The sequence below is a fragment of the Streptomyces sp. NPDC005483 genome, assembly GCF_040606035.1.
Taxonomy (GTDB): Bacteria; Actinomycetota; Actinomycetes; order Streptomycetales; family Streptomycetaceae; genus Streptomyces.
Genome location: NZ_JBEXEA010000043.1, coordinates 49,198 through 61,290, shown reverse-complemented (window position 1 = coordinate 61,290; position 12,093 = coordinate 49,198). Strand labels below are relative to the sequence as shown.

At 70.1% G+C, this 12,093-nt stretch carries 9 protein-coding genes and 1 pseudogene; 1 reads left to right on the top strand and 9 read right to left on the bottom strand.

Annotated elements, in window-relative coordinates; all coding sequences use genetic code 11:
• From aroC to ABZT06_RS43715, 7 genes are all read right to left on the bottom strand, one after another.
• Positions 1–704, bottom strand: a 704-nt coding sequence (gene aroC / locus ABZT06_RS43745; RefSeq protein ID WP_355753920.1) for a chorismate synthase, incomplete at its 3' end; no start/stop codon positions are given.
• A 194-nt stretch (positions 705–898) separates the two neighbouring features.
• Positions 899–1,738 carry a shikimate dehydrogenase gene (locus ABZT06_RS43740; RefSeq protein ID WP_355753917.1) on the bottom strand — a complete coding sequence of 280 codons (840 nt, stop codon included), beginning with the start codon at positions 1,736–1,738 and terminating at the stop codon, positions 899–901.
• Positions 1,719–3,455, bottom strand: coding sequence for an endolytic transglycosylase MltG (gene mltG, locus ABZT06_RS43735; RefSeq protein ID WP_355753915.1), 1,737 nt, complete (start codon positions 3,453–3,455; stop codon positions 1,719–1,721). The genes ABZT06_RS43740 and mltG overlap by 20 nt, the downstream gene beginning before the upstream one ends.
• 122 nt (positions 3,456–3,577) lie before the next feature.
• Positions 3,578–4,042, bottom strand: a complete 465-nt coding sequence (ruvX, locus tag ABZT06_RS43730) for a Holliday junction resolvase RuvX (RefSeq protein WP_355753914.1) — start codon at positions 4,040–4,042, stop codon at positions 3,578–3,580.
• On the bottom strand, positions 4,042–6,714 hold the full coding sequence (alaS, locus tag ABZT06_RS43725; RefSeq protein WP_355753912.1) for an alanine--tRNA ligase: 2,673 nt from the start codon (positions 6,712–6,714) through the stop codon (positions 4,042–4,044). Before alaS ends, ruvX begins: the two co-directional genes overlap by 1 nt.
• Complete coding sequence (locus ABZT06_RS43720; protein WP_355753910.1) at positions 6,714–7,040, bottom strand: hypothetical protein; 327 nt, start codon at positions 7,038–7,040, stop codon at positions 6,714–6,716. The genes alaS and ABZT06_RS43720 overlap by 1 nt, the downstream gene beginning before the upstream one ends.
• 8 nt (positions 7,041–7,048) lie before the next feature.
• Positions 7,049–7,483 carry a DUF948 domain-containing protein gene (locus ABZT06_RS43715; protein WP_355753907.1) on the bottom strand — a complete coding sequence of 145 codons (435 nt, stop codon included), beginning with the start codon at positions 7,481–7,483 and terminating at the stop codon, positions 7,049–7,051.
• A gap of 152 nt (positions 7,484–7,635) precedes the next feature.
• Here ABZT06_RS43715 and ABZT06_RS43710 point away from each other — a divergent pair.
• Positions 7,636–9,796: pseudogene (locus ABZT06_RS43710) on the top strand (regulator).
• A 30-nt stretch (positions 9,797–9,826) separates the two neighbouring features.
• Here the strand turns inward: ABZT06_RS43710 and rpsD are convergent.
• Positions 9,827–10,441 carry a 30S ribosomal protein S4 gene (gene rpsD, locus ABZT06_RS43705; protein WP_250076706.1) on the bottom strand — a complete coding sequence of 205 codons (615 nt, stop codon included), beginning with the start codon at positions 10,439–10,441 and terminating at the stop codon, positions 9,827–9,829.
• Between the two features lie 294 nt (positions 10,442–10,735).
• Positions 10,736–12,091 carry a replication-associated recombination protein A gene (locus ABZT06_RS43700; protein ID WP_355753904.1) on the bottom strand — a complete coding sequence of 452 codons (1,356 nt, stop codon included), beginning with the start codon at positions 12,089–12,091 and terminating at the stop codon, positions 10,736–10,738.
• Positions 12,092–12,093 lie beyond the last annotated feature (2 nt).

The following is a 12,093-nucleotide window of genomic DNA, read 5'->3' as shown; positions in this document are numbered from 1 at the left end:
CCCACCGGCACGCCGTACGCCAGGATCTCCACCACACCGCCCAGGGTGTCACCGTCCTTGTGCGCCTGGTCGACCTCGGCCACCATCGCCTTCGAGGTGTCCGCGTCCAGGCAGCGCAGCGGGTCGGCGTCCAGCTTCTCCACATCGGCCGGGGCCGGATACACACCGGCCGGGGCCTTCACCGAGCACAGCTCCACGACATGGCTGACGATCTCGATGCCGGCCGTCTCCTTCAGGTACGACCGGGCCACCGCGCCCAGCGCCACCCGGGCCGCCGTCTCCCGCGCCGAGGCGCGCTCCAGGATCGGCCGGGCCTCGTCGAAACCGTACTTCTGCATGCCCGCCAGGTCGGCGTGGCCGGGGCGCGGCCGGGTCAGCGGGGCGTTGCGCGCGAGTCCGGCGAGGATCTCCGGGTCGATGGGGTCGGCCGACATGACCTGCTCCCACTTCGGCCACTCGGTGTTGCCCACCATGATCGCGACCGGGGAACCGAGGGACAGACCGTGCCGCACACCACCGAGGAAGGTGACCTGGTCCTGCTCGAACTTCATCCGGGCACCACGGCCATAGCCCAGCCGACGCCTCGCCAGGTGGTCCGCCACCAGCTCCGTGGTGATCGGCACGCCGGCGGGAAGGCCCTCCAGCGTCGCCACGAGTGCGGGACCGTGGGACTCCCCCGCGGTCAGCCAGCGCAACCTGCTCAACGGTGCTCCTCAGTGCTCGCGCCCTGGTACTGCCCTGCTTACGCGCGTCCTCGCGTACGGCAACGGCGCGACCAGGTGCGCGGCCCCGGCCCGCCACCTCCGATCCTCCCACGTCCGGCGGCGACAGCCGGTCACAGGTCCAGCAGACGGACGTGGACACCCCTGCCGTGCCCTCGAATCACTGGGCCGAGGGCTCAGCGGGCCGCCAGCGCGTGCTCGCCCGCCTTGCGCATGGCCTCCACGGGCGCGGGCCCGCGGCCCGTCATCTGCTCGACCTGGAGCACCGCCTGGTGCACGAGGAGGTCGAGGCCGCTGACCACGGCGCCGCCGGTCATCGACCAGCGGGCCGCCAGCTCGGTCGGCCAGGGGTCGTAGAGCACGTCGAAGAGGGCCGCGGGGCGCTCCGGCACGGCGTGGGCGAGGGCGTCCGTCGCCCCTGCGGGGGTGGTGGCGATCACCAGCGGGGCGCTCAGGGCCTCGGCCGCGTTCGCCCAGTCCACGGTGCGGACCTCGACGTCGAGACGCTCCCCCCACTGCCGCATCTCGGCCGCGCGGGCCTCGCTGCGCACATAGGCGACGACCTCGCCGGTGCAGATCCGGGCGAGCGCGGCGAGCGCGGAGGAGGCGGTGGCACCGGCACCCAGGATCGCCGCCGAGTCGACCTGTTCGATGCCCCGCTCCCTGAGGGCGGCGACCATCCCCGGGATGTCGGTGTTGTCGCCGAGGCGGCGGCCGTCCTCGGTGAACACGACCGTGTTGACCGCCTCCACCGAGGCGGCCGTCTCGCTGATCCCGTCGAGCAGCGGGATGACCGCCCGCTTGAGCGGCATGGTCACCGACAGCCCGGCCCACTCGGGTCCGAGCTGCTCGACGAACCCGGGCAGCGCGGCCTCGTCGAGCTCGAACCGGTCGTACGACCAGCCCGTGAGCCCCAGCTCCTCGTAGGCGGCGCGGTGCAGGACCGGCGAAAGGGAGTGCGCGATGGGCTTGCCGAGAACGGCGGCCCGTCGGGCCTCACCTGCCCGTGCTTGCATTGAACTTTTCCTTGAGCCGCAGGAATTCGGCATGAGTCTTGGCGAATTCGGTCTTCTTCACACCGTCGGTCGCGACGAAGTAGTACCAGCCGTCGTCGGTGGGATCCAGTGTCGCCTTCATCGCGGTGTCGCCCGGGTTGTCGATCGGGCCGGGCGGCAGACCCTTGTTCGTGTACGTGTTGTACGGGTCCTTGTTGCTGTTGATCTCCTTCTCGGAGATCTCGATGTTGCTCTCGTTCTTCACGTAGTTGAAGGTCGAGTCGAACTGCAGGAACCCGTAGGTCTCGGGGTTCGCGAGGTTGAGCCTGTTGTAGACGACCTCCGCCATCTTGCGGTAGTCGTCCTCCGTCTTGCCCTCGGCCTGGACGAGGCTGGCGACCGTGACGACCTGGAGCGGACTGTCCAGCTTGAGCGCCTTGGCCTTGGCCTCCAGGCCGTACGCGGCGTACTTGTCGGCGGCCTGGGTGACCATGTCCTTCAGCACCGATTCGGGCTTCATGCCCTTCGCCGCGGGATAGGTGCCCGGGTAAAGGAATCCCTCCAGAGGGTCCTTGATATCCCGGTTGTCGTTCGCCCAACTCGGCAGCCCGAGGCTCTTGTATTTCTGTTCGGCGATTTTCTTGGTGGTACCGGAAGCAAGATCGAGTTTCTCGTCGATCCTCTTGTAGACGGTGGCGTTCCGCACCCCCGGAGCGACCAGCACGTTGTTCTGGCTCTTCGGGTCGAGCATCATCGCCACGGCACTCTCGGCGGACATCTCCTTCTTCAGGAGATAGGCGCCGGCCTGGATCGAATTCCCCTTGGAGTTCTGCTCCTGGGCGGAAACGAAAGCGTCGACGCTCTTGACGACGTCGGCGTCCTTGAGCAGACGACCGATCTCGTACCCGCCCGCGCCCTTGGGGATCTGGACGGTGACCATCTGGCTCGTCCCGCCCCCGGCATAGTCCGGAGCCGCGCCGAAACGATTCTTGTAGTACTGGTACCCGAAGTACGCGACGCCGGCGGTGCCGCCGCCGAACACCAGCAGCACCACCAGACACGCGCAGCCGCTCTTGCGCTTCTTGGCCCCTTTGCCGCCGCGCCCCCGCCGGTCGCCGCGGCCGCCCTGTGCCTCGTCGGGGTCGTCGGTCTCGTCCTGGTCGTCGTCACCGCCCGCGAAGAAGGCGTGTTCACCCTGGTCGGGGCCCGGATCCCAGTCGGTCTGCTGCGGCTCCGGTTCGGCGCCCCGACGGCTCGGCGGCTCCGGCGGCGGATAGGCGTCCGGGCTGCCGTAGTAGTCCTGCTGCTCCGCGCCGTACGCGGCGGCCTGCTGGCCGTAGGGATCCGACGGGTCGGCGGGGTACGGGACGTGCGCCTGGCCGTTCGTCGCCCAGGCGTTGTTGTCGTACGACTGCTGCGGCTGACCCTGATACGTCTGCTGGTCGTACTGCTGCTGCCCGTACTGCTGCTGGTCGTACTGGTGGTTGTACTGCTGGTGCTGGTCGTACTGGCCGTCGTGCTGCGGGTACTGCTGCTGCGCCTGACCATAGGCGGCCTGCTGGCCGTCGCCCCAGCCACCGTTGTCGTACTGCGGCTGCTGCGGATAGTGCTGCGGCTGGCCGCCGTAGGGGGACTGCTGGCCCGCCTGGGCCTGCTGTCCCTCCCATCCACCGTCCCCGTACAACGGGTCCTCGGGATTCCACGGTTCGGAGCCTTCGCCCCGGCCATACTCAGTCATCGATCCCCTAGAGCCGCGAGGCGGCGGTCTCCTGCTTCCACGATTCGGCTCCCGCTCCGCCTCTTTCTGTGCGGTGACTGTTCGAATGTCGCCGCATCGCGCGGAACGTTACCGTATCGCGATCAGATGACCACTTCGACGCCCTCGCCGGGTGCTTTACCTGACACCCGTTCGGATTCCAGGGCCTGCTGAAGAATGATCACGGCCGCTGCCTGGTCGATGACCGATCTGCCCTTTTTGGATTTCACTCCGGATGCGCGCAGTCCCTGGCTTGCCGTCACGGTGGTCATCCGCTCGTCGACGAGCCTGACCGGTACGGGTGTGATCCCCTGGGCGAGCTCCTGGACGAAGCCGCGGACCTTCACGGCGGCCGGGCCCTCGCCCCCTTTGAGGGAGCGAGGGAGACCGACGACGACCTCGATCGGTTCGTACTCCTCGACCAGCTGCTTCAGCCGGCGGTGGGCCGCCGGGACGTCCCGGCCCGGGACCGTCTCCACCGGGGTGGCGAGGATCCCGTCGGGGTCGCACGAGGCGACCCCGATACGGGCGTCCCCGACGTCGATCGCGAGCCTGCGGCCTCGGCGCATTACTTGGCCGTCTCCCCGACCGTGCGCTCCACGGCGTCCACGGCCTCACCGATCGCGGCCGGGTTCTGGCCGCCGCCCTGGGCGACGTCCGGCTTGCCGCCACCGCCGCCGCCGAGGGTCTTGGCGGCCGTGCGGACCAGGTCACCGGCCTTCAGACCACGCTCGCGGGCGGGTTCGTTGGTGGCGATGACCGTCAGCGGCTTGCCGTTGTTGACGGTGAAGAGGGCGACCACGGCGGCCCGGCCGCCCTGGATGCGGCCACGCACGTCGAGGACCAGCTTGCGCAGGTCGTCGGGGGTGGTGCCGTCCGGGACCTGACCGGTCACGACCGCGATCCCGCGGACGTCCTTGGCGGACTCGGCGAGACCGGCGGCGGCCTGGAGCACCTTCTCCGCGCGGAACTTCTCGATCTCCTTCTCGGCGTCCTTCAGCTTGCCGAGCATGGCGGAGACCTTCTCCGGAAGCTCCTCCGGGCGGCCCTTGATCAGCTCCTGAAGCTGGGCGACGACGGTGTGCTCACGGGCGAGGAAGTTGTAGGCATCGACACCGACGAGGGCCTCGATACGCCGGACGCCGGAGCCGATGGACGACTCACCGAGCAGCTTGACCAGGCCGAGCTGCGAGGTGTTGTGCACATGGGTACCGCCGCACAGCTCCTTGGAGAAGTCGCCGATGGTCACCACGCGGACCCGCTCGCCGTACTTCTCGCCGAACTCGGCGATGGCGCCCTGCTTCTTGGCCTCGTCCAGGCTCAGGATCTCGGCGTGCACGTCGAGGTCACGGGCGAGCACCTCGTTGATCTTCTGCTCGACGTCGGTCATCACGGCCGTGGGCACGGCGGACGGGGAACCGAAGTCGAAGCGGAAGCGGCCGGGCTGGTTCTCGGAACCGGCCTGGGCGGCCGTCGGGCCGAGCGCGTCCCGCAGCGCCTGGTGGGTGAGGTGGGTGGCCGAGTGGGCGCGGGCGATGGCCGTACGCCGACGGTTGTCGATGGAGGCGTGGGCCTTGGCTCCGACGGTCACCTCGCCGAACTGGACGACGCCCTTGTGGACGTAGACGCCCGGGACCGGCTTCTGGCAGTCCCGGACCTCGATGACGGCACCGGAGTCGACCTTGATGCGGCCGGTGTCGCCGATCTGGCCGCCGCCCTCGGCGTAGAACGGGGTGCGGTCGAGGACGATCTCGACCTCGTCGCCCTCGGTGGCGGCCGGGGAGGAGGCGCCGTCGACGAGGATGCCGACGATCGTGGACTCGCTCTCGGTGTCCGAGTAGCCGAGGAACTCGGTCTCACCGGCCTGGTCGGCGATCGCACGGTAGGCGCCCGCGCCGGCGTGGCCGGTCTTCTTGCCCTGGGCGTCGGCCTTGGCGCGCTCCCGCTGCTCCTTCATCAGGCGGCGGAAGCCGTCCTCGTCCACGGAGAGCCCCTGCTCGGCGGCCATCTCCAGGGTGAGGTCGATCGGGAAGCCCCAGGTGTCGTGGAGCAGGAACGCCTTGTCCCCGGCGAGGACCTTGCCACCGGCCTGCTTGGTCTCGGTGACCGCGGTGTCGAGGATGTTGGTGCCGGCCTTCAGCGTCTTGAGGAAGGCGTTCTCCTCGGCGACGGCGACCTTCTCGATGCGCTCGCGGTCGGTGACGAGCTCCGGGTACTGCTGGCCCATCATGGCGATCACGGTGTCGACCAGGTCGAGCACGACCGGACCGGTGGCACCGAGCAGGCGCATGTTGCGGATGGCCCGGCGCATGATGCGGCGCAGGACGTAACCGCGGCCCTCGTTGCCGGGGGTGACTCCGTCGCCGATGAGCATGACGGACGTGCGCATGTGGTCGGTGACCACGCGCAGGGACACGTCCGAGTCGTGGGCGTCGCCATAGGCCACGCCGGTCAGCTCGGTGGCCTTGTCGATGACGGCCATGGACGTGTCGATCTCGTACATGTTCTGCACGCCCTGCAGGATCATCGCGAGGCGCTCGAGTCCGAGGCCGGTGTCGATGTTCTTGCTGGGGAGCTCGCCGAGGATCTCGAAGTTGTCCTTGCCGATGCCCTCGCCACGCTCGTACTGCATGAAGACGAGGTTCCAGATCTCCACGTACCGCTCGTCGTTGACGGCGGGGCCGCCCTCGACGCCGAACTCGGGGCCGCGGTCGTAGTTGATCTCGGAACAGGGGCCGCAGGGTCCGGGGACGCCCATGGACCAGTAGTTGTCCTTCATGCCGAGGCGCTGGATGCGCTCCTTCGGCACGCCGACGACCTCGTGCCAGATGCGCTCGGCCTCGTCGTCGTCCTTGTAGACGGTGATCCAGAGCTTCTCCGGCTCCAGGCCGTAACCACCCTTGTCCTGGGGGCTGGTGAGCAGCTCCCAGGCGTGCTTGATGGCGCCTTCCTTGAAGTAGTCGCCGAAGGAGAAGTTGCCGCACATCTGGAAGAACGTGCCGTGCCGGGTGGTCTTGCCGACCTCTTCGATGTCGGGCGTGCGCACGCACTTCTGCACGCTGGTGGCGCGCGCGAAGGGCGGCTTGACCTCACCCAGGAAGTAGGGCTTGAAGGGCACCATGCCGGCCGGGACGAGGAGCAGAGTCGGGTCGTCCGCGATGAGCGACGCCGAAGGGACGACGGTGTGCCCGCGCTCCTCGAAGAAGCTCAGCCAGCGGCGGCGAATCTCGGCCGACTCCATCAGTGGTCCTCATTCCGGTTGTGCGAGTTCGTGGTGTACGTCGTGTTCTCGATGGCGGCGACGCGCCTGGGTGCGGGCAGTTCGGGACTCTCGCGGATGCCGAGCGCGTCCGTCAGCTCGGCCTCCCGCTGGGCCATGTTGTCGCGGACGTCGAGCGCGAAGCCGACCGCGCGGTCCTTGAGGCGGGCGCCCGTCTCGATCGCCTTGTTGGCCGCCGTGACGGCGAGGTTCTCGGGGGTCAGCTGCTTCAGCCTGCGATTGACCTTGGTGGTGGCCCAGACACCGGCGGCCACGCCCGAGCTGAACCAGAAAGTGCGGCGGAACATCCTGAACCTCAGTCCCTCTTCCCACGGCCCCGGGAAACCGCCCGACCCACGATCACGGTACGCCGGGAGGCCTTCACGGGCACATCATCCTTGCGGCCACCGAGGGCCCGGCGCACGCCGTAGCCGAAGGCCGCGACCTTGACCAGGGGGCCGCCGAAGGTGGAGGCCACGGTGGTGGACAGCGCGGAGGCGTTCGACGTGACCTCCTGGACGTCCGAGGCGATCGCGTCGACCCGCTCGATCTGGGTCTGCGCGGAGCGCACCGCCGTGGAGGCCTCGGCCAGCAGCGGGACGGCCTGGTCGGTCACGTCCGCCACGAGCTTGGTGGTCGCCTTGAGCGTCTGGGCCAGCCTCGCCAGCGCGACGGCGAGGAAGGAGACCAGGATCGCCCAGAAGACGGCCACCAGGATCCCGGCAACCTCTCCACCGGACACTGTGTGCACCCGCTCCCTGAATACGTGCTGTCTATGGAAAAAGTCTCCGCCGAGCCTATCGCGCCTCGGACGGCGGTCCGCACCGGATCACCCCGCGCACGCAGGCGAGTTGCTCTGGGCGATTGTACGCAGTGCACCCGCTTCAGTACGCTCCGTGCCCCATGCGCAGTCATCGGCCCGACGACACCGAGGTGAACGGCAATCTCCCGCTGGAGCTCGACGGCTTCGTGGGCCGGCGCGCGGAACTCCCGGGGCTGGCACGGGCCCTCGACACCTCGCGGCTGGTCACGGTGACGGGCCCCGGCGGGATCGGCAAGTCCCGGCTCGCGGCACGGGTGGCGGGCGGCCGGTGCGCCCCGCCGGACGGTGTGTGGCGGATCGAGCCGGCCGCCGTACGCGATCCGGAGTTCGTCGACCACGCCGTCGTGGAGTCGCCGGGTCTGACGGACCACACCACGCGGCTGCCGCGCGAGACGCTCCTGGCCCACCTGGCGGGGCGTCAACCACTGCTGGTGCTCGACGGTTTCGAGCACCTGGTGGACGCGTGCGCGGCCCTCGTCGTCGACCTGCTGGGGCAGCTGCCGGGTCTGGCCGTCCTCGCCGCGGGACGTCGGCCGCTGGCCGTCTCCGGCGAGCAGGTCTTCGCGCTGGGCCCGCTGGGCGACGACGAGGCCGTGGAACTGTTCGCGGAGCGGGCCGGGCGGCAGGGGGTGAGAGCCGCCGGCGATCCGCACGTACGGGAGCTGTGCCGGCGCCTGGACGGCATTCCCCTGGCGATCGAGCTGGCCGCGGGCCGGCTGGGGGCGCTGTTCCCGGGCAGTTGCTGGAGCGGCTCGACGACCGGTTCCGGCTGCTGACGGGCGGCGGCCGGGACGCGCTGCCCCGCCATCGGACGCTGCGCACGGCGATCGGCTGGAGCCATGAACTGTGCACGCCCGAGGAGCGGTTGCTGTGGTCGCGGCTGTCGGTGTTCGCTGGGCAGTTCGACCTGGAGGCCGCCGAGTACGTGTGCAGCGGCGGCGGTCTGCACTCCGACGACGTCCTCGACGTCCTGTCCGCCCTGCTCGCCCAGTCGGTGGTGGCCCGCGAGGAGTCCGCGACCGGCGTGCGCTACCGGATGCTCGACACGGTCCGGGCGTACGGCGCCGAGTGGCTGGAGGCGACGGGCGACGCGGTCCGGCTGCGCCGACGGCACCGCGACTGGTACGTGGGCCTGGCCACCTGGTGCGAGCTGGACTGGTGCTCCCCGCGCCAGAACGAGGTGGCCGCGCGGATCGAGGCCGAGCTGCCGAACCTGCGCTGTGCCCTGGAGTACTGCCTGGGTGAACCGGACGGGGCAGAGCTGGGCAGCATCTTGCGGGCTCCCTCTGGTTCTGCTGGGTGGGTTGCGGCCGGCTCTCGGAGGGGCGGCACTGGCTGGAGCGCAGCCTCGAACTGGAGCCGGGTCATGAGCACGCCCGCCTGAAGGCCCTGTGGGTCCTCGGCTATGTGGCGATCCTCCAGGGCGACACCGTGCCGGCGCTGGCGGCGCTGCAGGAGTGCCGTCTGGAGGCGGCGCGGTCCGCGAATCCGACGGCGGTGGCGTACGCCGAGCACCGCACGGGCTGTCTGGCGCTCGTCTCGGACGACCTGCCTCGCGCGGAGGCACTCCTGCGCTCCTCGCTGGAGCGCTGCCAGGAGATCGGCGAGCTCAACAGCAACGTGCTGATGGCCCAGGTCGAGCTGGCGATGGCCCGCGCCTTCCTGGGCGACCTGCCGGACGCGGTGCGGCTGTGCGAGGACGTACGCCGGGTGTGCGAGGACCACGGCGAGCGGTGGGCGCGGTCGTACGCGCTGTACGTCCTGGCCTACGCGGCCTGGAGCGGGGGCGACGCGGCACGCGCGCGTGAGCTGCTCACCGACTGTCTGGCCTGCGCGTACGCCTTCCACGACCTGCTGGGCTCAGTGCTGTCGATCGAGCTCCTCGCCCTGGTCACGGTCACACAGGGCGACGCGGCCGAGGCCGCCGTGCTCCAGGGGGCGGCGGCCGCGCTGTGGCCGTCGGTGGGCCTCCCCCTGTTCGGCTCCGCCTGCTACAACGCCCCGCACGAGCTGTGCGAGGCGACGGCCCGGGAAGGGCTGGGCGACGAGCGGTTCGAGGAGTGTGTACGACAGGGCCGGGCGCTCGGCCGGGAGGCCGCGGTGTCCCGGGCACTGGGCCGCGCCCGTCAGCTCGACGGGCTGCCGGCACCGCGGGGCTCCGTGCGGTACACCGAAGCGACCCTCGACATGCAGCAACCCGCCGCCTCGCCCACCCGGAAGGGCGGGGAGACGGCGGGCTGAAGTGGTGCGTGTCCTACGGCCTGCCGGTGATCAGCGGGCGTAGTACTCGACGACGAGCTGCTCGTCGCAGATCACCGGGATCTCCTTGCGGTTCGGCTCGCGGTCCAGGCGGAAGGCCAGGGCGCGGAGGTTCACCTGGAGGTAGCGCGGGGTCTCGCCGTCGGGGGCGAAGCCGCCCTCACGGGCGATCGAGAAGAGGGTCTTCTCGCGGCTGCGCTCGCGGACCATCACGACGTCGTCGGGACGGACGCGGAAGGACGGCTTGTCGACCTTCTGACCGTTGACCTCGATGTGGCCGTGGACGACCATCTGGCGGGCCTGGTAGATCGTGCGGGCGATGCCCGAACGCAGGACCAGCGCGTCGAGACGACGCTCGAGCTCGATGATCAGGGCCTCACCGGTCTTGCCCTGAACCTTGGAGGCACGCTCGTAGGCGCGGACGAGCTGACGCTCGGACACGTCGTACTGCGCACGCAGACGCTGCTTCTCGAGCAGACGGACCTTGTAGTCCGAGTTCTGCTTGCGGCCACGGCCGTGCTCACCCGGGGGGTAGGGACGGGCCTCGAAGTACTTGACGGCCTTCGGGGTCAGCGCGATGCCGAGGGCACGCGACTTCTTGACCTTGGGGCGGGGCTGGTTCGCCACAATCTCTCATCTCTTGTGTTCGGCTCGTCAGAGTTATGGGAGGTCGCATCCGCAGCCGGGGAAACCCGCCGGGTCCGCGAAGGACCTGGTGGGCAGCCGCTCCCCTGGTCTGGGCACATACGTGCAGCACGCGAGTGGCCCACCGACCTTTCCCGTCGTACGACGAGCGGTGGTGGGCTGCCCGCGACACCATTCGAACGGTGCGCGACGCTCCTGGAACCCACTAGGGGCTCCGGCTGACCGTCCCGTTCTGACTGCACGGGACACAGCACTTCGAGGGATTCTACAGGGTGCTCAGGGCCGCTTGCGACCGAGGTGCTTGCGGGTCCACTCCACGGCGTCCGCGTACCGGGCCTCGGCGCCGTGCCGGGTGGGTTCGTAGTACTCGCGGTCCTTGATGGCGTCCGGCGCGTACTGCTGCTCGGCGATTCCCTCGGGCAGGTCGTGCGGGTAGACATACCCCTGGGCGTGCCCGAGCTTGGCGGCGCCCTTGTAGTGCCCGTCGCGCAGATGCGGTGGCACCGGCCCGGCCAGCCCTTTGCGTACGTCCTCCATGGCGGCGCCGATCGCCATGGTCGCGGCGTTGGACTTCGGGGCCAGGGCGAGCGCGATGGTGGCGTGGCTCAACGTCAGCGCGGCCTCCGGGAAGCCGATCATCGCCACGGCCTGGGCGGCGGCGACGGCTGTCGGCAAGGCGTTCGGGTCGGCCAGGCCGATGTCCTCGCTGGCGGAGATCATGAGGCGGCGGGCGATGAAGCGGGGGTCCTCGCCGGCCTCGATCATGCGGGCCAGGTAGTGCAGGGCCGCGTCGACGTCGGAGCCCCTGATGGACTTGATGAGGGCGCTGGCCACGTCGTAGTGCTGGTCGCCGTCGCGGTCGTACTTCACGGCCGCGCGGTCGACCGTCTCCTCCAGTGTGGTGAGGGAGACCTCCGGCTCGCCCTTGTCGAGCGCGGCCCCGGCGGCGGCCTCCAGGGCGGTCAGGGCACGGCGGGCGTCGCCGCCGGCGATCCGCAGGAGGTGGTCCTCGGTGTCCACGGGCAGGGCGACGGCGTCCTTCAGGCCGCGCTCGTCGCTCAGCGCCCGCTTCAGCAGTCCTCTGACGTCGTCGTCGCTGAGGGGTTCGAGGGTCAGCAGCAGGGACCGGGACAGCAGCGGGGAGATGATCGAGAAGTACGGGTTCTCGGTGGTCGCCGCGATCAGGGTCACCCAGCGGTTCTCGACCGCGGGGAGCAGGGAGTCCTGCTGGGCCTTGCTGAAGCGGTGGATCTCGTCGAGGAAGAGGACGGTCTCCTTGCCGAAGCCGCCGGTGGCGCGGCGGGCGCCGTCGATGACCGCGCGGACCTCCTTGACGCCGGCGGTGATCGCGGAGAGCTCCACGAAACGCTTGTTGGTGGCCTTGGAGACGACGTACGCCAGGGTCGTCTTGCCGGTGCCGGGCGGGCCCCAGAGGATCACCGAGGAGGGTCCGGCGGGGCCACCGCTGCCCTCGCCGACCAGTCTGCGCAGCGGCGAGCCCGGCTTGAGCAGGTGCTGCTGGCCCACCACCTCGTCGAGGGTGCGCGGGCGCATCCGGACCGCCAGGGGGCTGCCGGCCGGGTCCTTCTCCTGGCGCTCTTCCGCCGCGGCGGTGAACAGATCGGGCTCCACGT